Source organism: Flavonifractor sp. An82, from assembly GCF_002159265.1.
Classification (GTDB): Bacteria; Bacillota; Clostridia; order Oscillospirales; family Oscillospiraceae; genus Flavonifractor.
On sequence record NZ_NFHG01000002.1, the window covers coordinates 18,757 to 43,509 of the forward strand.

The following is a 24,753-nucleotide window of genomic DNA, read 5'->3' on the forward strand; positions in this document are numbered from 1 at the left end:
GGTTTTGACAGAGAACAGAGGTAAACTATGAGTAAAACACCGACTACCCTCATTATCATGGATGGCTTTGGCCTGCGGGACGACAAGACCGGCAACGCCATCGCCGCCGCCCACACCCCCAACCTGGACAAGATCTTTGCCGAGAACCCCGGCTGCAAGCTGGCGGCTTCCGGCATGGACGTGGGTCTGCCCGAGGGACAGATGGGCAACTCCGAGGTGGGCCACACCAACATCGGCGCCGGCCGGGTGGTGTTCCAGGACCTGCCCCGGATCACCAAGGCCATTCAGGAGGGTACCTTTTTTGAGAATGAGGCCTATATCGAGGCTATGGACGACTGCAAGGAGCGGGACGGCGCGCTGCATGTGTTCGGTCTGCTGAGCGACGGCGGCGTCCACAGCCACATCACCCACATCTTCGCTCTGCTGGAGATGGCCAAGAAGCGGGGGCTGCACAAGGTGTTCGTCCACTGCTTCCTGGACGGCCGCGACGTGCCCCCCGCCTCCGGCAAGGACTATGTGGAGCAGATGGTGAACAAGTGCAAGGAGCTGGGCGTGGGCCAGGTGGCCACCGTCATGGGCCGTTTCTACGCCATGGACCGTGACAAGCGCTGGGACCGGCTGCAGCGGGCCTATGACGCCATTGTGCTGGGCGTGGGCACCGAGAACGCCGACCCGGTGGATGCCGTTCAGAAGTCCTATGACGCCGGTGTCACCGACGAGTTCGTGGAGCCCGTGGTGTGCACCAAGGAGGGCAAGGTGAAGGAGGGCGACTCCATCATCTTCATGAACTTCCGCCCCGACCGGGCCCGGGAGATCACCCGCTGCTTTGTGGACCCCGCCTTCACCGACGTGGAGCGCAAGAAGGGCTACTTCCCTGTGACCTATGTGTGCACCACTGAGTATGACGCCACCATGCCCAACGTGCTCATTGCCTTCCCCCACCATGAGCTGGAGAACATCTTTGGCGAGTATATCGCCCGGCAGGGCTACACCCAGCTGCGCATCGCTGAGACTGAGAAGTACGCCCATGTGACCTTCTTCTTCAACGGCGGCGCCGAGCAGGTCTTCCCCGGCGAGGACCGGTGCCTGATCCCCTCTCCCAAGGTGGCTACCTACGACCTGCAGCCCGAGATGAGCGCCCCCGAGGTCACCGAGGAGGCCGTCAAGCGCATCGAGAGCGGCAAGTACGACGTCATCATCCTCAACTTTGCCAACTGCGACATGGTGGGCCACACCGGCGTGTTTGACGCCGCTGTGAAGGCCGTGGAGGCCGTGGACACCGGCGTGGGCAAGGTGGTGGAGGCTACCACCAAGATGGGCGGCGTGACCCTCATTACCGCCGACCACGGCAACGCCGACCGGATGCTGGACGACGACGGCGCCACGCCCTACACCGCCCACACCACCAATCTGGTGCCCTTCTACATCGTGGGTGCCGATGTGAAGCTGCGGGACGGCCGCCTGGCCGACATCGCCCCCACCATGCTGGACCTGATGGGCCTGGAAAAGCCCGCTGAGATGGACGGGGAGACCCTGATCCTCAACTAAGCGGTATCCGGCGGAAGTTCCGCCGTACCAAATATTGTTCCGGCGGGCAGGATGCCCGCCCCCCACAATCTGATACCCCTGTATGGCGGGGAGGTCCCCGCCGCCAATACGAAAGGAGTTTTTTACCATGAAGCAGATCATCGAGATCGTTGACGTTCTGGGCCGTGAGATCCTGGACAGCCGCGGCAACCCCACCGTTGAGGTCGAGGTCTATCTGGAAGACGGCACCGTGGGCCGCGCTGCTGTGCCCTCCGGCGCTTCCACCGGCATCTATGAGGCCTGCGAGCTGCGTGACGGCGACAAGAGCCGTTACATGGGCAAGGGCGTCCTCACCGCTGTGAAGAACGTGAACACCGAGATCGCCGAGTGCCTGGTGGGCATGAACGTGCTGGATCAGACCGCCATCGACAAGGCTCTGATCGCTCTGGACGGCACCCCCAACAAGACCAAGCTGGGCGCCAACGCTATCCTGGGTGCTTCTCTGGCCTGCGCCAAGGCCGCTGCTGAGAGCCTGGGCACCAGCCTGTACAACTACATTGGCGGCGTCAACGCCAAGGTTCTGCCCGTGCCCATGATGAACATCCTCAACGGCGGCGCTCACGCCACCAACAACGTGGAGATCCAGGAGTTCATGATCATGCCCGTGGGCGCCTGCTGCTTCCGCGAGGCTCTGCGCATGTGCGCCGAGGTCTTCCACACCCTGAAGAAGACCCTGAAGGAGAACGGTACTCCCGCCGCCGGCGTGGGCGACGAGGGCGGCTACGCTCCCAACCTGAAGAAGGACGAGGACGCTCTGAAGGTCATCGTGAAGGCCATTGAGGAGGCCGGCTACAAGCCCGGCGAGGACTTCAAGATCGCCATCGACGCCGCTTCCTCCGAGTGGTGGAACGAGGAGGAGAAGTGCTATATCCAGCCCAAGTCCGGCAAGAAGATGACTCAGCAGCAGCTGGTCAACATGTGGAAGAAGTTTGCCGACACCTACCCCATCATCTCCCTGGAGGACGGCATGGCCGAGACCGACTGGGAAGGCTGGGCTATGCTGACCAAGGCCATCGGCGACAAGGTGCAGCTGGTGGGCGACGACCTGTTTGTCACCAACACCCAGCGCCTGGCCACCGGCATTGAGAAGAAGGTTGCCAACGCCATCCTGATCAAGGTCAACCAGATCGGTACCCTGACCGAGACTCTGGACGCCATCCAGATGGCCAACCGCGCCGGCTACACCGCCATCGTGTCTCACCGCTCCGGCGAGACCGAGGACGCCACCATCGCCGACATCGCTGTGGCCCTGAACGCCGGCCAGATCAAGACCGGCGCTCCCAGCCGCACCGACCGCGTGGCCAAGTACAACCAGCTGCTCCGCATCGAGGAGGAGCTGGGCGACGTGGCTCAGTACCTGGGCATGGACGCTTTCTTCAACCTGAAGTAATTGGAAGCGCTGAGCGCCCGGGAGCAGCTGGCTAAGACCCGGAGCGGAGCAAACGGACCGGAGGCCCCGTAGGGGCCGCAGGTCGGCTTGCGCAGTCGCAGGGGCTTAGACGGCGTCGCGGAGGGTGCGAAGCGTGACAATCGAAGAAGCCACAAGGGGCCGCTGCCAATGGCAGCGGCCCCGTTTTATTGATACAAAACGCGGCTGCCGCAGATGCGGCAGCCGCGTTCTATTTGAGATCAGACTTCCATGATGACCGGGAGGATCATGGGGTTGCGCTTGGTCTTCTTGTACAGGAAGCTGGAGATGGCGTTCTTGATCTCCGACTTGATGGCGGCCCAGTCGGTGAGGCTGTCCCGCTGGCAGTTCTCCAGGGCGTTGACAGCCACCTTCCGCAGCTCCTCCATGAGCCCCTCGGACTCCTTCACATAGACGAAGCCGCGCGTGATGATATCGGGGCCGGACACCACGGAGCCGTCCTCCCCGGACATGGAAACCACCACCACGATCATGCCGTCCTCGGCCAGGTGCTTGCGGTCCCGGAGCACCACGCTGCCCACGTCGCCCACGCCGTAGCCATCCACGAACACCCGGCCGGCGGGCACGGTGCCGTTGATCTTGGCAGAGTTGGCGGTCAGCTCGATGACCTTGCCGATGTCGCTGATGATGATATTCTTGGGAGGCATGCCCATCTGCTGGGCCAGCTTGGCGTGGGTCTTGAGCATCCGCTGCTCGCCGTGGACGGGGATGAAGAACTTGGGCTTCACCAGGGCGTGGATGATTTTCAGCTCCTCCTGGCAGGCGTGGCCCGACACGTGGAGGGCACGGTCACGCTCATTGACCACCTCGGCGTCCTTGCGGTAGAGCTCGTTGATGACGCTGCCGATGGCGTTCTCATTGCCGGGAATGGCGGAGGCGGACAGGATCACCCGGTCGCCGGCCTGGATATCCACCTGGCGGTGGGTATTAAAGGCCATGCGGGTGAGGGCGGACATGGTCTCGCCCTGGCTGCCGGTGGTGATGATGCAGATCTTGTTCTTGGGCAGGCTCTTAATATGAGCCAGATCCACCAGCACGCCGTCGGGAATCTTCATATAGCCCAGCTCGGTGGACACCTTCATGGCGTTCTCCATGGAACGGCCGGTGACTGCCACCTTGCGGCCATAGCGGGCGGCCACGTCAATGATCTGCTGGATACGGTCCACGTTGGAGGCGAAGGTGGTGACGATGATGCGCTGCTCACAGCCTCGGAACAGGGCGTCAAAGGAATCACCCACGCTGCGCTCACTCTTGGTGAAGCCGGGACGCTCCACGTTGGTGGAGTCGGCCAGCAGGGCCAGTACGCCCTCCTTGCCCAGCTGACCCAGACGGCCCAGGTCGATCATGCCGCCCTGGATGGGGGTGGGGTCAATTTTGAAGTCGCCGGTGTGGATGACGGTGCCTACGGCGCACTTAATGGCAAAGCCGCAGGCATCGGCGATGGAATGGTTCACATGGATGAACTCCACCGAGAACTTACCCGCCTTTACGGTCTCCCCAGCCTCACAGGTGATGAGTTTGGTCTTGCTGACCAGGCGGTGCTCCTCCAGCTTCAGCTTCACCAGGCCGGCGGTCATCCGGGTGGCGTAGATGGGCACGTTTACATCCCGCAGCAGATAGGGGAGGGAACCGATGTGGTCCTCATGACCGTGGGTCAGGAAGATGCCCCGGATGCGGTCCTTGTTCTTGATGAGATAGGAGAAATCGGGGATGACCACGTCGATGCCGTACATATCGTCATCCGGGAAGCCCATGCCCACGTCCACGATGATCATGTCCCCGCCGTACTCATAGACGGTCAGGTTCTTACCGATCTCGTTCAGACCACCCAGAGAAATGATTTTTAGTTTTTCAGCCATAAAAGTCTTACTACACTCCTTTACAATCAATCCGTTTTCCGTATTTATCAGTGGCCACGGTACGGATATGAGCGCACAAAAGAAAAGCGGTGGACTCCCTCTCTTTCCGGCCCTGCCTCGCCGGAAAAAGGGGACGGCCATGCACCGCCTGGCGCCTCTATCCATTCTGTGTCCTTGCCTTATTCAAAGCGCGAAATCGCGCATAAAGCCATATTAGCGTATTTATTATACCACGCAGCAGGGGAAAAGTATACCATTATTTTGCGACAGGCTTCCCGCCGGTTGTTCCGCCGGGGCGGATATGGTACAATATCAGCAGTTGCCGCACATGTGCGGCAGGATACTGCGTATCCAGGCGTTTTGGGAACAAAACGCCTGCTGTTGATGTTGCACCATAGCCAAAATCGGCGAGGCCGATTTTACGCCGCCTCCGCGGCGCGCAAGTCCCCGCGGACTTGCGGCTATGGTACAATACCGGAAACGGATACAAAGGAGGATGCGGGGATGGAGGAGACACAGCTGCGCCCCGGGCGTTACCGCCACTTTAAAGGAAACGAATACAGGCTGCTCTATGTAGCCCGGCACTCGGAGACCATGGAGCCTATGGTGGTCTATCAGGCCCTCTACGGCGAGCGGGGGATCTGGGTGCGGCCGGCGGCCATGTGGAGCGAGCATGTGGAGCGGGACGGCTATCAGGGTCCCCGGTTTGCTTATATAGGAGAGTAAAAGATGAACATTCAGATTTTCGGAAAGAGCAAATGTTTTGACACCAAAAAGGCGGAGCGCTGGTTCAAGGAGCGGCGCATCAAGTTCCAGGCCGTGGACCTGGGCAAATACGGCATGAGCGCCGGGGAGCTGAAAAGCGTGGTGAACGCCGTGGGGCTGGAAAATCTCATCGACCAGAAGCACCCGGACGCCGCCCTGCTCAACTACCTGGCCTACGACGCCGACAAAGTGGAGAAGCTGCTGGACAACCCCAAGCTGCTCCGCACCCCCATTGTGCGCAACGGCAAGCAGGCCACGGTAGGCTACTGCCCCGATGTGTGGGAGAGCTGGAACTAAAGCCTATCCCTCCGGATATAGCCCTGCCACGGCGGACAGCTGGCGGCGCAGCTCCTCCACCGCCCACTGGGGCCGAAGCAGCTGCACCCCGTCTCCCAATCCGAAGAGCCAGCCCAGAAACTGGGGGCTTACCACGGCGGACACGGTGACAGTAAAGTGAGTCTCCCCGTCGGGGATCAGAATGGCGTCCAGGCCGAAGCGGTCCAGCACCACACCCACCAGGCTGGAGCGGCAGCGGAGGGTGACCTGTCCCTCCCGGCCGGAGAACATACCGAAATGCTTTCCCGCATATGCTGCCATGTCAAAGTGCTGGGGTACCCCGGTGAGGGGCAGGAAGGTAACGGCCAGATCGGCCATCTTGTCCACCCGGTAGTGGCGCATCTCCTTGGAGCGGTGGTCGTAGCCCGCCAGATAGTAGTTCTCATTGTCCCAGATGAGACCGGCGGGGGAGACGGTGTAGCGGCGGCCGTCGTGGCGGTACACCTTCTCCTTGCGGACGTTATACTCAAAGTAGAGAAAGGTCACGGTTTTCCGGTTTGCAATGGCGGTGTGGAGCTTGTCGATGGTGTAATAGATGCTCTCGTTCATGGTCTTCACCCGGCGGTCCACATAGACCTGCCGCTGGAGCTGGCGGGCCTGATGGACGCTGGCCTGTGATTCCAATTTGTGAATCAACTCGCTGCTTTTCCGCTGGGTAATAAAGCGGGAGGACTGAACGGCGTCCACCAGCAGCTTCAGTTCGGGCAGCTGGAAGGGGCGCTCCCCCAGAAACCAGCCGGGGGCACGGCCCTTCCGGCACTGGACGTCCAAGCCGAACTGGCGCAGGGCCTCCATGTCCGTATAGATGCTCTTGCGCTCGGCCTTGATGTCCCAGGCCTCCAGATGGGCGATGATCTGAGGAACGGTCAGCGTGTGCTCCTCGTCGGTGTGTTCCCAAAGGAGCTTGCACAGGCAAAGCAGCTTCAGTTTTTGGTTGGGGCTTCTGGGCATGAAAGCCACCTCCTTTTCCTGTGTTTCATGCAAGCGTAGCATATTTGGTGTCCCATAAACCGTACTATCAGCATATCACAAAACCAACAGAAATGCGAGGGCCTATGATGTATGTTGCAGCGCAGCCCCTCTGTCCCCTGAAGGCCGGTCCAGGCAGGGGAGAAGAGCGGGTGGACGAGATCCTGATGGGCTGGCCGGTCTCCAAACCTCTGGAAGAGACTGAGGGGTGGTGGAAGATCCGCACCCACTATGGCTATACCGGCTGGGTACAGCCGGAACAGCTGGCGCTCGACCGGGGATGGACGGCTGCCCCCAAGCTGGTGGTGACCGCCCTGTTTGCCGATGTGCTCAGCGGGCCGGAGGTGGAGTTCCCCGTTCTGACCACCCTGCCCCGGGGGGCGCTGGTGACGCCCGGAGAGGGGGCCTGCCCGGAGGGCTGGCGGCGGATCACCCTGCCGGATGGGAAAAATGGGTATACAAAATGTAGTTTTCTGGAGGAATATTGCGATTCCGCCCTTGATTTGCCGGAAGAAACCCTCCGGGCAAGGGTGGTGGAACGGGCCAAAAGCTATCTGGGGGTGCAGTACCGCTGGGGCGGAAAGTCTCCCATGGGTATTGACTGTTCCGGCCTGACCTTTATGTCCTGGTTCTTCAGCGGAGTGCTGCTCTACCGGGACGCCAAACTGGTGTCCGGCTATCCGGCCCGGGCCATCCCCCTGGAGCAGTGCCGGCCGGCGGACCTGCTCTATTTTCCGGGACACATCGCCCTCTACCTGGGAGAGGGGCGGTACATCCACTCCACCGCCCGGGCGGGCAGCGACGGGGTGGTCATCAACAGTCTGGACCCGGACCAGCCCGACTACCGGGCTGACCTGCCGGGCAAGCTGCTGACGGCGGGTACCGTGTTTCCCCTGGGGTCGGAAAAAATGACAACTCTATAAATTTTTGCGCCAACCTCTTGCCAGAGGGACAAATCTCCACTATACTGTTCTTGTTTGTTGACATAACGTAAATGGAGAAAGGGGCGCACCTCAGTGGCCCAGATACAAAAGAAAAAGCGCCGCCGGCGTTCCTCACCGGGACGGCGGGCTGCAAAAATATTGTATGGTGTTCTGGTGGCTGTCTCGGCCATCATCGTCATCCTCTTCTGCGCCTACAAGCTGATGAGCAAGGAGCCCGAGATGGCGGTGGAGCCCTCCGCCACGCCGGCCCCGCCGGGAGAGAGCGCCCAGCAGGACAACGGACGAAAACCCTACACCTATACCTTTTTGCTGGTGGCAAAGGATCAGGTGGGCAGCAATGCCGACACCATGATCGTATGCATGTACGACACTGTCAACCAGACGGTGGGCATGGTCTCCATCCCCCGGGATACCCTGGTGGAGAGCGGAAAGCTCAACGCGGTCTATCAGGATGGGATTGAGACTCTGCGGGATACCATCTCTGACATGCTGGGTATTCCCATCGACTTCTATGTGGGCGTCAACATGGACGGCTTCAAGGTGCTGGTGGATGAGTTGGGTGGCATTGAGTTCAACGTGCCGGTCCACATGGCCTATGACGACCCCACCCAGGACCTGCACATCCACTATGAGCCCGGTCTCCAGCATCTGGACGGGCAGGATGTGCTCAACGTGGCCCGCTGCCGGAAAAATTCCGACGGGCCCGGCACTTACCCCGACAACATCTATTCGGCCTATCCGGACAACGATATCGGCCGCACCCGCACCCAGCAGCAGCTCATTGCCGCCATTCTGAAAAAGGCTCTGTCCAATCCCCAGAAGATCAACAGCTACATTGAGATCTTCCTGGAGTACGTAAACACCGACCTGGAGTTTGGTGAGATGCTGTGGTTTGCCGAGCCCGCCCTGGGCTTTGACTTTGAAAACGGCATGACCAGCGCCACCCTCACCGGCGACGGCAATACCTACTACCCCGGCTGGGGTAAGTACTGCTACGAGCTCTACCCGGAGGAGACCCTGGAGACGGTGAACCAGCTCATCAACCCCTACACCGAGGACCTGACCCTGGAGGACATGAACATCTTCCAATATAACTAATAAAAAAGGACGTACCGCACGGCGGTACGTCCTTTTTGCTTATTCCAGCAGGTCGGGGCCGGGCAGGTCCATCTGCCGTTTGCGGGCGGCGGAGTAAGCCAGCTTTTCCGCCAGGGCGGTGCGGTCACCGGTGGCCAGCACCTCACGGTAGGACTGGAGGTTGCCGATGAGCCGGTCCAGCACCTCCAGCAGGGCGGGCTGGTTGAGGGAGAACAGCTGGGTCCACAGGCCCACATCCAGAGCGGCTACCCGGGTGCAGCCACGGAAGGAGGAGCCCTCGTAGCCCTTGCAGTCAAAGAGGGTGGGGTCGTCACACACAGAGACGGCAATGATATGCATCACCTGGCTGGTGTAGGCGATGAGGGCGTCATGGGCCTGAGCGGTGGTGCGGTGGACGTCCCGGCAGCCGATGTAGGACGCCATGCGCTCCAGCAGGGCCAGGTGCTCCGGCTGGCTGGTGGGGCGGGGCACAATAAGGAAGTGGGAGCCCTGGAATAGCTCGGCAAAGGCGTGCTCCACGCCGGAGAACTCGGTACCCGCCATGGGATGGCAGCCGATGAAGTCCACGGTATCAGGCAGGCAGTCGGCCCCCTCCAGGATGGCGGACTTGACGCCGCACACGTCCCACACCAGGGCCCCGGGCTTGAACTGCTCCCGGTGGGCTTTGAGAAAATCCAGGATGCCCTGGGGGTGAAGGGCCAGAGCCACCACGTCTGCCTGGGGGATCACCTGGTCGGCATGCTCTGTGACCCGGTCGCCCACGCCGTGCTCACTGGCAAAGCGGAGGGTGGGCTGGGACACGTCCACGCCCACGATCTCGTAGTCCTCAAAGCCCTTCAGGGCCAGGGCCAGAGAACCGCCGATCAAACCGAGGCCGACGATGACAAGTGTTTTTTTCATGTCGTAGTGCTCCTTTTACAGGGTGCGGCCCACGCAGGGGGCCAGGGTACGCAACTTGTCCATCAAGTCGGAGAACTGGGCGGGGGTGATGGACTGGGCGCCGTCACACAGAGCGTGGGGAGGATCGTTGTGGACCTCGATGAGCAGACCGTCGGCCCCGGCGGCCAGAGCCGCCAGGCTCATCCGCTCCACCATCCAGGCCTTGCCGCAGGCGTGGGAGGGGTCCACCACCACCGGCAGGTGGGAGAGCTGTTTCACCGCCAGCACCGCCGACAGGTCCAGGGTGTTGCGGGTGAAGGTCTCAAAGGTGCGGATACCCCGCTCACACAGGATGACCTTCTCGTTGCCGCCGGCCATGATGTACTCGGCGGACATGAGCCACTCCTCAATGGTGGAGCTGAGGCCCCGCTTCAGCAGGATGGGCTTGGTGGTCTTGCCCAGCTGCTTGAGCAGGTCGAAGTTCTGCATGTTGCGGGCCCCCACCTGGATCACGTCCACGCACATCTCGAACATCTCCACATTATCGGTGGACATGATCTCGGTGACGATGGGCAAGCCGGTGACTGCCTTGGCCTCCTGGAGCAGGCGGATGCCGTCGTTGCCCATACCCTGAAAGGCGTAGGGGGAAGTGCGGGGCTTGAAGGCGCCGCCCCGGAGGGCCGCCGCGCCGGAGGCCTTCACCGCCTGGGCCACCTCCACGATCTGGGCCTCGCTCTCCACCGAGCAGGGACCGGCGATGACCGCCAGCCGGTCGCCACCCACCAGCGCACCGCCGCCCAGAGCTACCTGGGTGTCCTCGGGGTGGTACTTCCGGTTGGCCTTTTTGTAGGGCTCGGTGACCCGCATGACCCGGTCCACGCCGGGCAGCAGAGACAGCTTCTCCTGGTCGATGCTGTCGGCATTGCCCTCCGCGCCCAGGATGGTGGTCTCGGAGCCCTTGGAGACCATGACCTTGACGCCGCCTTCCTCCATGGTGTGGATGGCTTTCTCCAGCTCCTCAGGGGTAAAGCCCCGCTTCATAATGACGACCATAACAGAAACTCCTTTCAAATACAAAAGATCCGCACCCGCCCAAAGGCGGCTGCGGATCCCCCACGATTCTATGTGGAACGATACCCGGATCAGCCGGTTATGGGCAGGCAAAAACACCGCTGAAATAATAGCAGCGGTAATAGCCGTATCCATAACCGGTACGCTTCAGCATGACGGGCACGCTCCTTTCTTATCAAGGACTTTAGCACTTTTTGGTGCGAAAGTCAAGAGGAAATTTCACTTGAAATCCTACCAGTATTATGGTATTATATCTTCGAAGTCAGGAGGGATCGTATGAAAATTTCTACCAAAGGCCGGTATGCCCTGCGGCTGATGCTGGATGTGGCCCTCCACAGCCATGGCACTGCGGTGCCTCTGCGGGATGTGGCCCAGCGGCAGGATATTTCTGACAAATATTTGGAGCAGATCGTTACCCAGCTGTCCCGGGCGGGCTTGGTGCGCTCGGTGCGGGGCGCGGGGGGCGGCTATCTGCTGACCCGGGAGCCGGAGGAGTACACCGTGGGGGAGATCCTGCGGGTGCTGGAGGGCAACCTGGCGCCGGTGAGCTGCGCCGATGCCGACGACGTGTGCCGCTGCGGCCGGGCGGACCAGTGCGTCACCGTGGAGATCTGGCGGGAGATCCAGGCCGCGGTGTCCGGCGTGGTGGACCATGTGACCCTGGCGGATCTGGTGCGCCGGCATCATGAGAAGTGCCCGGAGGACGGGGAAAACGCCGGCTGAATCCCGGTGTAAAAGGATCTTTGCGTGACAATTTCATCACCATGGCCTATGGTATAGGCGAGGTGAGAGGTATGCGTGATATTGGAAAGAACATCCGCACGCTGCGGGAGAGAAGAGGAATGACCCAGGAGGAACTGGCCCAGGCCCTGTTCGTCACCCGTCAGACGGTGTCCAACTACGAGACGGGGAAAAGCCGACCAGATATCGACATGCTGGTCAGCATCGGACAGGTGTTGGAGACCGACGTGAATCAGGTTCTGTACGGGCTGCCCCCGGAGCAGGACCGGCAGAGGGAGGTCAGGTATCTGGCTGTGGGCTGCCTGATTGTGGCGGCTATCTTTCTGGTGCTGACCCTTCCCGCGCCGCTGCTGAATGAGATGCTGATGCGCCGCTATGTGGGGGCACTTCTGGTTATGACTCTGACTTACCTGCTGAGGCCTGCCTTATGGTTGGTACTGGGCTGGTGTGCCCTTCAGGGCCTGAGCCTGCTGTTCCGGGCGGTACGTCCCCTGAAGGAACGGATGTGGGTGCGCTTGGTACGGCGGGGGCTGCTGCTCCTGCTGGCGGTATATGTGGTGCTGTTCCTTCCATCGCTGGTGGTGGGACTGATCCAGGTGATTCAGACTGTCTTGGGTTTGCCCTATGAAGCGCTGGTAGAAATTCCTGAGATTCCGGTGTATACTTGGTTGCTGAACCGGCTGCTGTTGTTCGGTTTGATTCATACCCAGGTATATGCCATCCCAGGTGCGGCACTGTGGCTGTTCCGCTTTCCGAAACGCTGAGATAAAAAAGGACGCTGCGTGAGCAGCGTCCTTTTTTCTTATGCGTAGATGCCGGTGGAGAGATAGCGCTCGCCGGTATCGGGCAGCACGGCCACGATGGTCTTGCCCTGGAAATCGGGATGCTTGGACAGCTCCCGGGCGGCCCAGGCGGCAGCGCCGGAGGAGATACCCACCAGAATGCCTTCGGCACGGGCCAGCTCCTTGGCGGAGGCCATGGCGGCCTCGCCGGGAACAGGCAGCACCTGATCCACCACGCCCATATCCAGGGTGCCGGGGACAAAGCCGGCGCCGATGCCCTGGATCTTGTGGGGGCCGGGCTTGCCGCCGGAGAGGACGGCGGACTCAGCGGGCTCCACCGCGATCACTTTGATGTTGGGGTTCTGCTCCTTCAGGTAGCGGCCCGCGCCGGTGATGGTACCGCCGGAGCCCACACCGGCCACCAGCACATCCACTCCGCCGTCGGTATCCCGCCAGATCTCCGGACCGGTGGTCTCATAGTGGGCCTGGGCGTTGGCGGGGTTATTGAACTGGTCGGGCATCCAGGCGGCAGGGTCGGCGTCCAGCAGTTCGCGGGCCTTGGCGATGGCGCCGCTCATGCCCTTGGCACCCTCGGTGAGCACCAGCTCGGCTCCCAGGGCGGACAGCAGGGAGCGGCGCTCCTGGCTCATAGTCTCGGGCATGGTGAGTACCACCTTGTAGCCACGCTGGCGGCCGATGTAGGCCAGAGCCACGCCGGTATTGCCGCTGGTGGGTTCCACAATGGTAGCGCCCGGCTTCAGCAGGCCGGCTTCCTCAGCGGCCCGGATCATGTACAGGCCGGCCCGGTCCTTGGCGGAGGAGAGGGGATTGAAGCTCTCCAGCTTGCCCAGAATGCCGCCGCCGGGGGCAAAGCGCTCCAGGCGGAGCAGGGGAGTGTTGCCGATCAGTTCGGGGATGGAATGGGCGATGTTCATAGGACAGGACCTCCCGTTGTTTTTGTCAAGGATACCACACAATCCCCACAAAAGCAATAGGAATTTGAGAGATGATTTATGACGGGGACAGCGGCACGGCTTCCGACAGGGGGGCGGCGCTGGTATAGGTGAGGGTAAACTCTGCCTGGCTCCAGGGGTAGTGTTCCAGAGGATATACATACACATAATTGCCGGGATTCTCCTGGTCGCCCCGGCGGCTGTAGCCCCCTGTATGGTGGACACCGCCCTCCGGGTCCCGGTAGTCCAGCTCAAAGGGAGCCCGGTCGGCGGTGCAGCGCACCGTCAGGGTCCACCCTGCATCCGTGCCCTGGCTGCTGAGAGGTTCCGCCCGAAGGCCGGTCACCCCCTCCGGCAGGCTGCCGGTCCAGGTATTGTTGGTCAGGTCCACCGTCACCGGTTGGGCCTCCTTGTCCAGCCACACGGCCCCGTCCAGGTGGAGGGTGAGATGGGAGACATCCTCCACAAAGTACAGGCTTTGGAAGTAGTAGGTGTAAAAGCCGGGATGATCCGCTGAACCGGTGGCGGAGAGGGAACTGTCGATGGTGTCATAGCGCCGGCCGTCGGGGTCGGTGAAATGGAACTCCAGGCGCTGGAGCCAGGCGGTGTTGGCCGGGTCTTCCTCCAGGCAGAGGGTGGTTTTGGTGGGGGTAAGCTCCAGGTGGTCCACCAGCAGCCGCTGGCCGTCCGCCTCCACCCACCGGTTCACCGGGATCTTCACCGCCGGGGCGGTCTTGGACGGGTCCAGGGTGAGCTGGAAGGTGAAGGTGTGTTCCAGCTTCTGCTCCTGCCCCTTCACATCGCCGCCCCACAGCGTAACGTCCAGGGTGAGGGCCTGAGGGATCTCCTCCAGCTCCTTGAAGTGGATCTCAAACTGCTTCAGCTCCTCCGAGCTGGTGGTGCTGTTGACCGAGTACCCGAACAGGGGAGCGCCGTTTGCGTCCTTCAGGTCGCAGGAGGCGCTGTAGGAGAGGAAATCGCCGTCGGTGCGGTAAAAGACCACCATCTGCTGCTGGTCGGCAATCACATAGTCCAGGGTGAGGGTGGTGCCGTCAAAGGTCTGGCTTTGGCCCACATACTGCACATAGTCGTGCTCCACCGCGGCGGACAGGCTGGGGGAAAAGGCCACCGCCGCCGCCAGCTCCCGCAGCACGGGGACCTTGGCGCAGGCCAGGGCAAAGGTGGGAAGGGTATTCACTGCCACCACGAAGGCGGCGCACACCCCGGCCACACTCCCCAGGGAGATTCCCCAGCGCTTGCCCCGGCGATGACGTTTGGCCCGGTCCCTGGCCCGCAGGGCGGTGCCGTCCAGGGCGGCGGGAGGATGGGAAAGCTGCCCCATCAGGTCCCAATATTCCTGCTGTCGGTTCATGACGCTCCCTCCTCCGTGGTCAGGTCCAGTTTCAAAAGGGCGAGGGCCCTGCGCTGCCGGGTGGACACGGTACCCCGGGGCAGCTCCAGGGCGGCGGCGGTCTCCTCCAGGGTCAGGCCGGTGAAGTAGCGCAGGACGATCACGTCCCGCAGCTGGGCGGGCAGGCGGCGGACGGCCTCCTTCAGGGGGAGGGAATCATAGGCCTCCTGGGCGGTCTCAGGCAGCTCCTCTACCGCCAGTTCCCGCTTGCGGCGGCGAAGCTCGTCCCGGCAGACGTTGATGAGGATGCGCACCAGCCAGGTCTCCAGATACTGGGGCTGACGCAGCTTTTGATAGCTCAAATAGCCCTTGTACACCGCTTCATCCACCGCGTCCACTGCCGCCGACTCGCTGCCCAGGGTGAGCAGGGCGGCCCGGTAGAGCTTACCGCGGGCTTCCTCTGCCCGCTACAGATATTCCAGCTCGGTCAAGATCCATCCCCTCCTTTCTGCCTATTAGACGGTGTGCCGGACGGTTTTGATTGGGGCAAATCATTTTTTTAGCAGTGAAAAAGGCCCGCCGGATGGCGGGCCTTTTGGTATGCTGGGAGTTTCTCTTAGAACATGGGGACGACGGCGCCCTCGTAGGTCTCCTCCATGAAGGCCTTGACCTCGTCGCTCTTCAGAGCGGCAACCAGAGCCTGGATGGCGGGATCGTTCTCATGGCCCTCCTTGACGGCCAGGACGTTGACGTAGGCCTGGGCAGCCTCGCCGTCAGAAGCCTCCACGGCCAGAGCGTCAGCCACCTTCAGGCCGGCGTCGATGGCGTAGTTGCCGTTGATGACGGCCATATCCACGTCGCCCAGACGGACGGGCAGCTGGCTGGCCTCCAGCTCAACGATCTCCAGGTTCTTGGGGTTCTCAGCGATGTCGGCCTTGGTGGCGGTGAGCCCGGCGCCCTCCTTCAGGGTGATCAGACCCTCCTGCTGGAGCAGCAGCAGAGCGCGGCCCTCGTTGGTGGCGTCGTTGGGCACAGCGATCTGAGCGCCGTCGGCCAGCTCATCCAGGCTGGCGGTCTTGCCGGCATACAGGCCGAAGGGCTCGTAGTGGATCTCAGCGGCGCTGACCAGGTGGGTGCCGTCGCTCTCGTTAAACTCGTTCATGTAGGTGATGTGCTGGAAGTAGTTGGCATCCAGTTCCTCATTCTCCACGGCGGTGTTGGGCTGGATGTAGTCGTTGAACTCCACGATGTCCAGAGTGATGCCCTGCTCGGCCAGGAGGCCCTTGGCCACCTCCAGGATCTCAGCGTGGGGAGCGGGGGAGGCGCCCACCTTGATGGTGGTGCCCTCCAGAGAGGCGGTGTTCTCGGTGCCGGGGGTCTCGGAGTTGCCGGCGGGGGTGTTGGCAGAACCGGTGCCGCCGCCGCAGCCGGCCAGCAGGCCGAAGGACAGAGCGCCGGTCAGGAGCAGAGAGACGAGCTTCTTCATGATACATTTCTCCTTTTCATTTCTGAAGGTGTTCCCCAAATCGGAGTACAAAAAAACGCCCTTGAAACAATTTCAAGGACGAGAGCTTTCCGCTTCGTGGTACCACCTTGTTTCACCACTGCCTCACGACAGGGGCCTTATGGAGTACAGCCATACTCCTGCGCGCTGACGGGCGCACCCGTCGCAGCCTATACCAATTGGTAGTCGGTGCGCCGCTCCGAGACCATCTTCGCCAGAACCTTCCGTACCCGTTCCCACCATACCGGGCTCTCTGTGCCGTATCTTTCCGGTTACTCTTCTCTTCATTGCGTTTGAGGGGCGTTATTCAGTTCCCTTTGGGTTGCATTTAGTATATGCCACCCTCACCCATTCGTCAAGTGGGCAGATTTGACAAAAGAACGGGGTGTGCAGACCCTTTGGTTTGCACACCCCGTCCAAGACAGGTCCTTATTGGAAACCGGCCTTCTCGGCACGGTTGCTTTTGAGCTTCTTCTTCCGGTCGGTGCTCCGGATCCGCTTGTCCAGCCGGACGGAGGCACGGGTGCCGATGGACTGGAAGATCTGGACCAGAATGACCAGGGTGATCACCGACACCCACAGGATGATGGTCATGCGGCGCTGGTAGCCCAGGTTGAGGGCCATGGAGCCCAGACCGCCGCCGCCGATGGCGCCTGCCATGGCGCCGTAGCTGAGGATGGTGATGAAGGCGGTGGTAAAGCCGGAGATGAGGGAGGGACGGCTCTCGGGGATCATCACCTTGGTGATGATCTGGAAGGGGGAGCAGCCCATGGACTGGGCAGCCTCCACCACACCGCTGTCCACCTCCCGGAGGGAGGATTCCACCAGACGGGCCACGAAGGGGAAGGCAGCCACGATAAGGGGCACGATGGTGGCTACCGTACCGATGGAGGTGCCCAGGATCAGCCGGGACAGGGGGATGACCACTACCATCAGAATCAGGAAGGGTACCGAGCGCAGGATGTTAATGACGAAGTTGAGCACCGTCATGACGGGACGGGGCAGGGGCAGCACGCCGCCTCGCTCGCCCACCACGGTGATAACACCCAGGGGCAGGCCGATGACATAGGAGAAGAAGGTGGAGATCACCGTCAGATACAAAGTCTCCCAGATGGCGAAGAGCAGGCCATCCTTGCTCAGCTCCAGCAGGCGGAGGACCTCTTCATTTTGCAGCAGATCAGCCATGGTAATCGGGCACCTCCTCCACGGACACGTCCTTCTGGGCGCGCAGATAGCTCATGGCCTTGGCGGCCTCATTTTTGTCCTCGGGCAGGCCCAGCAGCATGGAGCCGAAGGCCTTGCCGTTCACATTGCGGGTATCGGCACCAAGGATATTGACCTTGACGCCGCAGTCGATGGCCAGGGAGGCGATGAGGGGCTCGTAGGAGGAGCCGCCGTTGAACACCACCCGTACCACGTTGGCCACGGGGAACTGGTCGATATGGGCACCCTCGGGGAACACCAGCTTACGGCCGGCCTCGGTCTTGGGGTTGGAGAAGACCTCCTCTACGGTGCCGGTCTCCACCATATGGCCGTGGTCCAGAATGGCCACGTGGGTACAGATCTCCTCCACCACCGCCATCTCGTGGGTGATGACCACCACGGTAATGCCCAGCCGCTTATTGATATCCTGGATCAGCTTCAGGATGGAGCGGGTGGTGGTGGGGTCCAGAGCGGAGGTGGCCTCGTCACACAGCAGCACCTTGGGGTTGGAGGCCAGAGCACGGGCAATGGCGATGCGCTGTTTCTGGCCGCCGGAGAGCTGGGCGGGATAGGCGTTGGCCTTATCGGGCAAGCCAACAATATCCAGGTACTCCAGGGCCCGCTTTTTGGCCTCAGATGCCGGGACACCGGCGATCTCCATGGGGAAGCAGATATTCTTCAGGCAGGTCCGCTGCATGAGCAGGTTGAACTGCTGGAAAATCATGCTGATGGAACGGCGGGTCTGGCGCAGCCGGGCGGGAGAGAGCTCCATCAGGTTCTCCCCGTCGATCAGGACCTCTCCCTGGGTGGGCCGCTCCAGCAGGTTGATGCAGCGCACCAGAGTGGATTTGCCTGCGCCGCTCATGCCGACGATGCCAAAGATATCCCCGTCCCGGATGGTCAGGTTGATATCCGACAGGGCCTCAAAGTCCCCGTCCGCCGTGGGAAAGACCTTGGAGATGTGTTTCAGTTCAATCACAGGTCTGTTCTCCTTCGTCTCATTTGTATGTAATACCTCCGGTTTTGACAAAACACCGGGATGTTTGCATCGGGATTATTCTATGACAACCGGGACGGGCTGTCAAGGTGTTTCGGGAGGGAAGAGGCCCGCCAGGGGGCGGGCGCAAAAAGAAAAAGCCGGGCCAAAGGCCCGGCTTTTCAAAAGACGCAATTAGTCGGTCACGAAGGGCAGCAGCGCGATCTGACGGGCACGCTTGATGGCCTCGGTGAGCTGACGCTGATGCATGGCGCAGGTGCCGGTGGTGCGGCGGGGCAGGATCTTGCTCCGCTCGGACAGGAACCGACGCAGCTTCACGGCGTCCTTATAGTCGATGTGCTCCACCTTGTCCACACAGAAGGTGCAGACCTTGCGGCGCTTGCGGCCGCGGGGGCGCTCTCTATCCATAGCCATAACTGGAAAACCTCCCTTGTTCCGGGCCTATAGTCCGGCTTGTTTTATGATGCGGCATCCGCCGCTGTGTTCAGTTTAGAAGGGCAGCTCGCCGTCGTCCTCGGTGAGTTCGGCAAACTGGTCGCCGCCGGCAGGGGCGGAATAGCCGCCGCTGGCAGGGGCCGCGGGGGGCGCATAGCCGCCGGGCGCGCCGTAGCCGCCGGAGGGAGCAGCATAACCGCCGCCCTCAGCGTCCCGCTTGGAGTCGCCAAAATACACATTGTCGGCCACCACCTCGGCAGTACGGCGCTTGTTGCCGTCCCGGTCGGTCCAGTCACGCAGCTGGAGTCGGCCCTCCACTACAGCCATGCGGCCCTTGGTGAAGAAGCGGGAGACAAATTCCGCCGTTTGACGCCAAGCCACGATATCAATGAAATCAGTGGACTTTTCGCCGGTGGTTCTGTCCTTGAAATCCCGGTCCACAGCCAGAGAGAAGGAGGCAACAGCCGTCCCGGTCTGGGTGTGCCGGAGCTCGGGGTCACGGGTCAGACGACCCATGAGAATAATACGGTTCAGCATGAAGCTTCTCCTCTCTTACTCGTCCTTGCAGACGATGAGGGAACGCATCACGCCGTCAGTGATCCGCAGGATACGATCCAGCTCGCGGGGGAACTCGGGCTTGGACTCAAAAGTCATCAGCACGTAGTAGCCCTCGGTCAGGTCATTGATGGGATAGGCCAGGTGGCGCTTGCCCCACTCGTCGACCTCAGCCAGGGTGCCGTTCTGCTCCACCAGAGTCTTGAACTTCTCCACCATGGCAGCAGTGGCCTCCTCACCCAGGTTGGGATTGAGGATGTAAACCACCTCGTAGTTACCGCTGAGTTTTGCCATTTTCTTTGCACCTCCTTATGGACATATGGCCCCCGCTCTTCTGCGGGAGCAAGGATGGCTTGTCACAAACAAGCCCTATTATTATATAAGATATTTGGAAAAAGTCAAGATTTTTTCGCGGGAAAATAAAAAATAAAAAACATTCAGATTCCGTGCAATATTTGGGCGGGCTGCACCATTGTATAGGCAGACGGGGCGGTGAGGCCCCGGAACACAAAACATCAAATTTTATGGTAAAGGAGTTTTCATCATGAAAAGAGGGTTTGGAAAAGGGTTTGGCGCAGGCATTCTGGCTGCGGTACTGGTAGTAGGACTGAGTGTGACCGCACTGGCGGCCACCCGCACCATCCAGGTCAACGACGACATCAAGGTGACGCTGAACGGCGCAAACTTTACCCCCAAGGACGCCAACGGAAAGGAAGTTCCCCTCTTTTCCTATAACGGCACCACCTATGCCCCTGTTCGGGCCATCTGCGAGGCGGCGGGACTGAAGGTGGACTATGATTCCGCCACCTACACCGCTGTGCTCACCACCCAGGACCAGTATATCGCCTCTACCCCCGACGCTTCCAACTATATCACCGCGGAGCAGGCCAAGAGCGCCGCCCTCAGCCATGCCGGCGTCAGCGCCAACGACGCCATCTTTGTCAAGGCCGGGCTGGACTGGGACGACGGCAAGGTACAATACGAGGTGGAATTCTATGCCGGGAATACCGAGTACGATTACGACATCGACGCGGTGAGCGGCGCGGTGCTCTCCTACGACCGGGAGTGGGATGATTTTTCTCTGAAGGGCTACCAGAATACCGACAGCAGCACCGGGACCGGCAGCACCAGCCAGAGCAATCTGATCACCGAGGAGAAGGCCAAGGAGATCGCCCTGGCCAAGGCCCCCGCCGGCGCCACGGTGGTCAAGTGCAAGCTGGACCGGGACGACGGCCGGTATGTGTACGAAATCGAGATGCGCAGCGGCTACATGGAGTATGAGTGCGACATCAACGCGGTTACCGGCGTGATCATTGACTGGGATGCCGATTGGGACGACTGATCAGACAGAAATTGACAGAAGAATAGTCCGATATTTGGGACTGCCACCGGGCAACCGGGGCAGTCCCAAATTTTTTTTGACTTTTTTTCTCCTTCGGTGTACGAAAACATCCAACTTTTACCCCTGGAACACCAAGGGTGAGGAGGGAGTTTGGTGGACAAGGAACGGACAAGGCTGTTAAAGCAGTTGGAGAAGCTGGCCCGGTGCAATGTGAACGACGCAGTGAAGCTGGCCTTTCTTGGGGAGGGCGAGATGGAGGAGATCGACCGGCTGGACCTGACCCCTCTCACAGGCTTCAAACGGAGTGACAAGGGAGGCGTGGAGGTTCAGCTGGCGGATCGGGCGGCCATCCTTGAGACGCTGGTGAAGCTGTCCGCCGGAGGAGAGGACCAGCGGGCGGCGGAGTTTTTCCAGGCCTGGGAGAAGCAGGCGGAAAAGCAGGAGGAGACATGAGGTTTCGCAGCTTTTCCCCCAAGCAGAAGCAGGTGCTCACCTGGTGGTGCGACCCGGCGGTGCGCGGCAGGGACGCCCTCATCTGCGACGGGGCGGTGCGCAGCGGCAAGACCATGTGCATGGGGTTGTCCTTCTTCTGCTGGGCCATGCGGACCTTCCACGGGCAGACCTTCGGACTGTGCGGCAAGACGGTCACCGGCCTGCGGCGCAACCTGCTGGGCGCTCTGCTGCCGGTGCTGGGGGAGCTGGGATTCCAATGGGAGGAGAAGGTGTCCAAAAATCTGCTCACGGTCCGCTTCGGCGGACGGGAGAACACCTTTTACCTCTTCGGCGGCAAGGACGAGGGAAGCGCCGCCCTCATTCAGGGCATCACCCTGGCGGGGGTGCTGCTGGACGAGGTGGCCCTCATGCCCCGCTCCTTTGTGGAACAGGCCTGCGCCCGGTGCTCGGTGGAGGGGAGCCGGATGTGGTTTTCCTGCAACCCGGAGGGGCCGGAGCACTGGTTCTACAAGGAGTGGATCCAGAAGAAAGAGGAACGCAACGCCCTCTACCTCCACTTCACCATGGGAGACAACCCCGCCCTCTCCCCCAAGGTGATCCGCCGGTATGCCCGCAATTTCAGCGGCACCTTTTACCGGCGGTTTGTGCTGGGAGAGTGGGTAGCGGCGGAGGGGCGGGTGTACGACTTCTTCGACGAGAGCTGGGTACGGCCGGTACCGGAGGGGGAGATGGAGCAGTGGTGCATCTCCTGCGACTACGGCACGGTGAATCCCGCCTCCTTCGGGCTGTGGGGCCTGCGGGACGGGGTGTGGTACCGGGTGGGGGAGTACTACTATGACTCCCGGCTGGAGGGGCGGCAGAAAACCGATGGGGAATACGCCCAGGACCTGGAGCGGCTGGCGGCGGGCCGGCCCATCCGGCGGGTGGTGGTGGACCCCTCCGCCGCCAGCTTCATCGAGCTGCTGCGCCGGAAGGGGTGGCGGGTGGAGAAGGCGGACAACGACGTGCTGGCCGGTATCCGCACCACCGCCGAGCTGCTGCGGCAGGGGAAGCTGGTGATCTGCCAGCCCTGCGCCGACGCCATCCGGGAATTTTCTCTCTATCGCTGGGACGAGAAGGCGGTGGGGGACAGGGTACAGAAGGTCCACGACCACGCCATGGACGACATCCGGTATTTTGCCGCCACGGTGGCGGCGGGAGGAGAAACGGATTATTTCGGCGGGCTGTGGGTGGAGCGGGGGCGGTTTTAGGCCTTGTTTGCATATTGTCAACAAGCCCAATCGCCGGGCCTTTTGCCCCCTGGACGGCACAATTTTTCCTTGAAATCCGTCAGGATTCCTGCAAAAAAATTGCTTGCCAGCGGCCAAAATTCCTCGCCGCTGGGCATATCGCCAATATTCAAACAAGGCCTAACGGAAAAGGAGTGTGGTTATGGGACTGTTCCATAAGAAAAAGGAGGCGGGGGGCGGACTGGCGGTCCAGATCCGGGAGGGGGGCAGGCACCCCTTCGGCGTGCTGGACGGCTATGTGCCCCTGCGGCACGGAGAGATCGACCTTTACCGGAGCATCCGGGAGGCAGTGCCCATTGTGGACGCCGCCATCTGGAAGCTGATCCGCCTGGCGGGCGGGGTGGTGGTCCAGTGCGGGGACCAGCGGGCCCAGGAGGAGCTGGACTGGTTCCTCCAGCACGTGGACACCGGCCGGGGCCAGCGGGGTATCCAGTCTTTTCTGGACTGCTACCTGGACTCCATGCTCACCTGCGGCAGGGCGGTGGGGGAGATCGTACCCGACCGGCGGCGGCAGGACATTGCCGCCCTGCTGTGCGGCAATGTGGCTGACATCGAAATCAAAGAGGGGGCCACTCCCATGGAGTTTGCCATCTGGGGGCGGGGAGAGGACGGAGCCATGCGGCAGCTGCCCCGGCAGGAACTGCTTCTGTTCACCCCCTTCCAGCCCGAGACCGACAGCCCCTACGGGGTGAGCATGCTGCGGTCCATGCCCTTTCTGACCGAGATTTTGCTGAAAATCTACCAGGCCATGGGCATGAACTGGGAGCGGATGGGCAACGTGCGTTTTGCGGTGGTGTACAAGCCGGGGGACAATCCCCTGGACCAGAGCATGGTCCAGGAGCGCAGCCGCCAGATTGCCCGGGAGTGGTCCGCCGCCATGCAGGCGGGCAAGAACGGTTCTGTCCGGGACTTTGTGGCGGTGGGCGATGTGGACATCAAGGTCATTGGGGCGGACAACCAGGTGCTGGACAGCGAGGTGCCGGTACGGCAGATCCTGGAGCAGCTGGTGGCCCGCACCGGTATCCCACCCTTCCTGCTGGGCCTGTCCTGGTCCTCCACCGAGCGGATGAGCACCCAGCAGGCCGACATGATGACCAGTGAGATCACCGCCATTCGCCGAAGCCTGGAGCCGGTAGTAGAGCGGATCTGCGAGCTGTGGCTGCGGCTCCACGGATATGGTCCCAAGGTAACGGTAGATTGGCAGGACGTGAATCTCCAGGACCTGGTGGAGGAGGCCAGGGCGGAGCTCTACCGGCAGCAGGCCAGGACGGTGGAGATGGACAACCAGGACAGAGAGAAGGGAGAGAGGGTATGAATATCAACAAGCAAGCGGATGTGGACCAGGGTACCGCCCTGGACCAGAACGAGCTGGGACTTATCAACGCCATGAGCCGCAAGAAGCTCACCGGGGAGGAGGTATACACCTTCGCCGTGCGGCTGTGCGACAACGAGGTGGACCGGGATGGGGAGCGGTTCCCGGTGGAGACCCTGGAGGAGCTGGCCCCCCTCTTTGTGGGCAAAAGCGGCATCTTTGACCACCAGTGGAGCGCCGCGGGCCAGACCGCCCGCATTTACCGCACCGAGCTGGTGCGGGAGGAGCATGTCCTCACAGCGGCGGGAGATCCCCTGTGTTACCTGAAGGGCTATGCCTACATGCTGCGCACCGAGGGCAACAGGGACCTCATTGCGGAGATCGAGGGCGGTATCAAAAAGGAGGTGAGCGTGGGCTGCGCGGTGGAGGAGGCCCGGTGCTCCATCTGCGGGGAGAACATCCATGACCGGAGCCGGTGCGCCCATGAGAGGGGCCGGGAGTACGGCGGAAAGCTGTGCTGGGCCGACCTGGTCCACGCCACCGACGCCTACGAGTGGTCCTTTGTGGCGGTACCGGCCCAGAAAAACGCGGGGGTGATGAAGAGCATGAGAATGGACATGGCACAGCTGGAGCGGGAGGCTGCCCTGGGCCGCAAGTACCTGCAGCAGCTCAAGGACGAGGTGGTACGCCTGGGCGGCGTGGCCGGTCTGGCCCTGGAGCAGGCTACCCTGAAGAGTATCGTTCAGCGGCTGGAGGAGCCCGAGCTGGACGCCCTGAAGAAGGCCTTTGAGGTGCAGGTGGACAAGGCCTGGGGCGTGGAGACCCAGCTGCCCGCCTGGGAGCAGCCCATCCCGGCGGAGAGCAGAGACGGAGCGTTTTTGATCTGATCTTATTCAGGG

General features: G+C 61.7%; 25 protein-coding genes, 1 pseudogene and 1 other annotated feature. Of the genes and pseudogenes, 13 read left to right on the forward strand and 13 right to left on the reverse strand.

Features of this window, described 5'->3' with window-relative positions; translation table 11 throughout:
• Positions 1-27: 27 nt before the first annotated feature.
• Together gpmI and eno are read left to right on the forward strand one after the other, a co-directional pair.
• Positions 28-1,548: a 2,3-bisphosphoglycerate-independent phosphoglycerate mutase gene (gene gpmI, locus B5G34_RS03710; protein ID WP_087334408.1), complete on the forward strand. Its 1,521-nt coding sequence runs from the start codon at positions 28-30 to the stop codon at positions 1,546-1,548.
• Between the two features lie 127 nt (positions 1,549-1,675).
• Complete coding sequence (gene eno, locus B5G34_RS03715; protein ID WP_087334410.1) at positions 1,676-2,977, forward strand: phosphopyruvate hydratase; 1,302 nt, start codon at positions 1,676-1,678, stop codon at positions 2,975-2,977.
• 239 nt (positions 2,978-3,216) lie between these two features.
• On the opposite strand, the gene B5G34_RS03720 is transcribed toward eno, so the two are convergent.
• Positions 3,217-4,875 (reverse strand): ribonuclease J, encoded by a 1,659-nt coding sequence (locus B5G34_RS03720; RefSeq protein ID WP_087334412.1) that lies wholly within the window; start codon positions 4,873-4,875, stop codon positions 3,217-3,219.
• Positions 4,876-5,379: 504 nt separating this feature from the next.
• On the opposite strand from B5G34_RS03720, the gene B5G34_RS03725 reads away from it, so the two are divergent.
• Together B5G34_RS03725 and B5G34_RS03730 are read left to right on the forward strand one after the other, a co-directional pair.
• On the forward strand, positions 5,380-5,601 hold the full coding sequence (locus tag B5G34_RS03725) for a DUF1653 domain-containing protein (protein WP_087334413.1): 222 nt from the start codon (positions 5,380-5,382) through the stop codon (positions 5,599-5,601).
• A gap of 3 nt (positions 5,602-5,604) precedes the next feature.
• Complete coding sequence (locus B5G34_RS03730) at positions 5,605-5,937, forward strand: arsenate reductase family protein (protein ID WP_087334415.1); 333 nt, start codon at positions 5,605-5,607, stop codon at positions 5,935-5,937.
• A 3-nt stretch (positions 5,938-5,940) separates the two neighbouring features.
• On the opposite strand, the gene B5G34_RS03735 is transcribed toward B5G34_RS03730, so the two are convergent.
• Entirely contained in the window at positions 5,941-6,927 is a 987-nt protein-coding gene (locus B5G34_RS03735; RefSeq protein WP_087334417.1) for a WYL domain-containing protein, read from the reverse strand.
• A 107-nt stretch (positions 6,928-7,034) separates the two neighbouring features.
• Between B5G34_RS03735 and B5G34_RS03740 the strand changes: the two genes are divergently transcribed.
• Both B5G34_RS03740 and B5G34_RS03745 read left to right on the forward strand, forming a co-directional pair.
• Positions 7,035-7,868: an SH3 domain-containing C40 family peptidase gene (locus B5G34_RS03740; protein WP_242956817.1), complete on the forward strand. Its 834-nt coding sequence runs from the start codon at positions 7,035-7,037 to the stop codon at positions 7,866-7,868.
• A gap of 159 nt (positions 7,869-8,027) precedes the next feature.
• The gene (locus B5G34_RS03745; protein ID WP_242956819.1) at positions 8,028-8,987 is read left to right on the forward strand and encodes an LCP family protein; all 960 of its coding nucleotides are present in this window, start codon (positions 8,028-8,030) and stop codon (positions 8,985-8,987) included.
• Positions 8,988-9,026: 39 nt separating this feature from the next.
• Here the strand turns inward: B5G34_RS03745 and B5G34_RS03750 are convergent, their stop codons facing one another.
• Together B5G34_RS03750 and aroF are read right to left on the reverse strand one after the other, a co-directional pair.
• Positions 9,027-9,887, reverse strand: coding sequence for a prephenate dehydrogenase/arogenate dehydrogenase family protein (locus tag B5G34_RS03750; RefSeq protein ID WP_087334421.1), 861 nt, complete (start codon positions 9,885-9,887; stop codon positions 9,027-9,029).
• A 15-nt stretch (positions 9,888-9,902) separates the two neighbouring features.
• Positions 9,903-10,919, reverse strand: a complete 1,017-nt coding sequence (gene aroF / locus B5G34_RS03755; RefSeq protein WP_087334423.1) for a 3-deoxy-7-phosphoheptulonate synthase — start codon at positions 10,917-10,919, stop codon at positions 9,903-9,905.
• Positions 10,920-11,213: 294 nt separating this feature from the next.
• On the opposite strand from aroF, the gene B5G34_RS03760 reads away from it, so the two are divergent.
• Complete coding sequence (locus B5G34_RS03760; RefSeq protein WP_087334425.1) at positions 11,214-11,660, forward strand: Rrf2 family transcriptional regulator; 447 nt, start codon at positions 11,214-11,216, stop codon at positions 11,658-11,660.
• A 71-nt stretch (positions 11,661-11,731) separates the two neighbouring features.
• Positions 11,732-12,442 (forward strand): helix-turn-helix transcriptional regulator, encoded by a 711-nt coding sequence (locus B5G34_RS03765; protein ID WP_087334427.1) that lies wholly within the window; start codon positions 11,732-11,734, stop codon positions 12,440-12,442.
• 38 nt (positions 12,443-12,480) lie between these two features.
• Here the strand turns inward: B5G34_RS03765 and cysK are convergent, their stop codons facing one another.
• From cysK to rpsF, 9 genes and pseudogenes are all read right to left on the reverse strand, one after another.
• A complete protein-coding gene (gene cysK, locus B5G34_RS03770) occupies positions 12,481-13,395 on the reverse strand; it encodes a cysteine synthase A (RefSeq protein WP_087334429.1) in 915 nt (304 codons plus the stop codon).
• A gap of 76 nt (positions 13,396-13,471) precedes the next feature.
• Entirely contained in the window at positions 13,472-14,785 is a 1,314-nt protein-coding gene (locus B5G34_RS03775) for a DUF4179 domain-containing protein (protein WP_087334432.1), read from the reverse strand.
• Positions 14,782-15,204: pseudogene (locus B5G34_RS03780) on the reverse strand (sigma-70 family RNA polymerase sigma factor); the annotation flags it as partial. The pseudogene B5G34_RS03780 and the gene B5G34_RS03775, both read right to left, overlap by 4 nt.
• A 176-nt stretch (positions 15,205-15,380) precedes the next feature.
• Positions 15,381-16,250 carry a MetQ/NlpA family ABC transporter substrate-binding protein gene (locus B5G34_RS03785; RefSeq protein WP_087334434.1) on the reverse strand — a complete coding sequence of 290 codons (870 nt, stop codon included), beginning with the start codon at positions 16,248-16,250 and terminating at the stop codon, positions 15,381-15,383.
• A 71-nt stretch (positions 16,251-16,321) separates the two neighbouring features.
• Positions 16,322-16,565 (reverse strand) — a binding site (T-box leader).
• A 132-nt stretch (positions 16,566-16,697) separates the two neighbouring features.
• A complete protein-coding gene (locus tag B5G34_RS03790; protein ID WP_087334436.1) occupies positions 16,698-17,453 on the reverse strand; it encodes a methionine ABC transporter permease in 756 nt (251 codons plus the stop codon).
• A complete protein-coding gene (locus B5G34_RS03795) occupies positions 17,446-18,450 on the reverse strand; it encodes an ATP-binding cassette domain-containing protein (RefSeq protein WP_087334437.1) in 1,005 nt (334 codons plus the stop codon). Before B5G34_RS03795 ends, B5G34_RS03790 begins: the two co-directional genes overlap by 8 nt.
• 192 nt (positions 18,451-18,642) lie before the next feature.
• Positions 18,643-18,882, reverse strand: coding sequence for a 30S ribosomal protein S18 (gene rpsR, locus B5G34_RS03800; protein ID WP_007490771.1), 240 nt, complete (start codon positions 18,880-18,882; stop codon positions 18,643-18,645).
• 75 nt (positions 18,883-18,957) lie between these two features.
• Positions 18,958-19,440 carry a single-stranded DNA-binding protein gene (locus B5G34_RS03805; protein WP_087334439.1) on the reverse strand — a complete coding sequence of 161 codons (483 nt, stop codon included), beginning with the start codon at positions 19,438-19,440 and terminating at the stop codon, positions 18,958-18,960.
• A 15-nt stretch (positions 19,441-19,455) separates the two neighbouring features.
• Positions 19,456-19,752, reverse strand: coding sequence for a 30S ribosomal protein S6 (gene rpsF, locus B5G34_RS03810; protein ID WP_087189288.1), 297 nt, complete (start codon positions 19,750-19,752; stop codon positions 19,456-19,458).
• Between the two features lie 250 nt (positions 19,753-20,002).
• Between rpsF and B5G34_RS03815 the strand changes: the two genes are divergently transcribed.
• From B5G34_RS03815 to B5G34_RS03835, 5 genes are all read left to right on the forward strand, one after another.
• A complete protein-coding gene (locus B5G34_RS03815) occupies positions 20,003-20,800 on the forward strand; it encodes a PepSY domain-containing protein (protein ID WP_242956822.1) in 798 nt (265 codons plus the stop codon).
• A gap of 153 nt (positions 20,801-20,953) precedes the next feature.
• On the forward strand, positions 20,954-21,253 hold the full coding sequence (locus B5G34_RS03820) for a hypothetical protein (protein ID WP_087334443.1): 300 nt from the start codon (positions 20,954-20,956) through the stop codon (positions 21,251-21,253).
• The gene (locus B5G34_RS03825; RefSeq protein ID WP_087334445.1) at positions 21,250-22,503 is read left to right on the forward strand and encodes a PBSX family phage terminase large subunit; all 1,254 of its coding nucleotides are present in this window, start codon (positions 21,250-21,252) and stop codon (positions 22,501-22,503) included. Before B5G34_RS03820 ends, B5G34_RS03825 begins: the two co-directional genes overlap by 4 nt.
• A gap of 181 nt (positions 22,504-22,684) precedes the next feature.
• Positions 22,685-23,857 (forward strand): phage portal protein, encoded by a 1,173-nt coding sequence (locus B5G34_RS03830; protein ID WP_087334447.1) that lies wholly within the window; start codon positions 22,685-22,687, stop codon positions 23,855-23,857.
• Complete coding sequence (locus tag B5G34_RS03835; RefSeq protein ID WP_087334449.1) at positions 23,854-24,741, forward strand: hypothetical protein; 888 nt, start codon at positions 23,854-23,856, stop codon at positions 24,739-24,741. The genes B5G34_RS03830 and B5G34_RS03835 overlap by 4 nt, the downstream gene beginning before the upstream one ends.
• Positions 24,742-24,753: the final 12 nt, after the last annotated feature.

Coding starts and splice junctions, on each gene's coding strand:
- gpmI (WP_087334408.1), top strand. CDS start 28: ATGAGTAAAACACCGACTACCCTCATTATCATGGATGGCTTTGGCCTG.
- eno (WP_087334410.1), top strand. CDS start 1,676: ATGAAGCAGATCATCGAGATCGTTGACGTTCTGGGCCGTGAGATCCTG.
- B5G34_RS03720 (WP_087334412.1), bottom strand. CDS start 4,875: ATGGCTGAAAAACTAAAAATCATTTCTCTGGGTGGTCTGAACGAGATC.
- B5G34_RS03725 (WP_087334413.1), top strand. CDS start 5,380: ATGGAGGAGACACAGCTGCGCCCCGGGCGTTACCGCCACTTTAAAGGA.
- B5G34_RS03730 (WP_087334415.1), top strand. CDS start 5,605: ATGAACATTCAGATTTTCGGAAAGAGCAAATGTTTTGACACCAAAAAG.
- B5G34_RS03735 (WP_087334417.1), bottom strand. CDS start 6,927: ATGCCCAGAAGCCCCAACCAAAAACTGAAGCTGCTTTGCCTGTGCAAG.
- B5G34_RS03740 (WP_242956817.1), top strand. CDS start 7,035: ATGTATGTTGCAGCGCAGCCCCTCTGTCCCCTGAAGGCCGGTCCAGGC.
- B5G34_RS03750 (WP_087334421.1), bottom strand. CDS start 9,887: ATGAAAAAAACACTTGTCATCGTCGGCCTCGGTTTGATCGGCGGTTCT.
- aroF (WP_087334423.1), bottom strand. CDS start 10,919: ATGGTCGTCATTATGAAGCGGGGCTTTACCCCTGAGGAGCTGGAGAAA.
- B5G34_RS03760 (WP_087334425.1), top strand. CDS start 11,214: ATGAAAATTTCTACCAAAGGCCGGTATGCCCTGCGGCTGATGCTGGAT.
- B5G34_RS03765 (WP_087334427.1), top strand. CDS start 11,732: ATGCGTGATATTGGAAAGAACATCCGCACGCTGCGGGAGAGAAGAGGA.
- cysK (WP_087334429.1), bottom strand. CDS start 13,395: ATGAACATCGCCCATTCCATCCCCGAACTGATCGGCAACACTCCCCTG.
- B5G34_RS03775 (WP_087334432.1), bottom strand. CDS start 14,785: ATGAACCGACAGCAGGAATATTGGGACCTGATGGGGCAGCTTTCCCAT.
- B5G34_RS03785 (WP_087334434.1), bottom strand. CDS start 16,250: ATGAAGAAGCTCGTCTCTCTGCTCCTGACCGGCGCTCTGTCCTTCGGC.
- B5G34_RS03790 (WP_087334436.1), bottom strand. CDS start 17,453: ATGGCTGATCTGCTGCAAAATGAAGAGGTCCTCCGCCTGCTGGAGCTG.
- rpsR (WP_007490771.1), bottom strand. CDS start 18,882: ATGGCTATGGATAGAGAGCGCCCCCGCGGCCGCAAGCGCCGCAAGGTC.
- B5G34_RS03805 (WP_087334439.1), bottom strand. CDS start 19,440: ATGCTGAACCGTATTATTCTCATGGGTCGTCTGACCCGTGACCCCGAG.
- rpsF (WP_087189288.1), bottom strand. CDS start 19,752: ATGGCAAAACTCAGCGGTAACTACGAGGTGGTTTACATCCTCAATCCC.
- B5G34_RS03815 (WP_242956822.1), top strand. CDS start 20,003: ATGAAAAGAGGGTTTGGAAAAGGGTTTGGCGCAGGCATTCTGGCTGCG.
- B5G34_RS03825 (WP_087334445.1), top strand. CDS start 21,250: ATGAGGTTTCGCAGCTTTTCCCCCAAGCAGAAGCAGGTGCTCACCTGG.
- B5G34_RS03830 (WP_087334447.1), top strand. CDS start 22,685: ATGGGACTGTTCCATAAGAAAAAGGAGGCGGGGGGCGGACTGGCGGTC.
- B5G34_RS03835 (WP_087334449.1), top strand. CDS start 23,854: ATGAATATCAACAAGCAAGCGGATGTGGACCAGGGTACCGCCCTGGAC.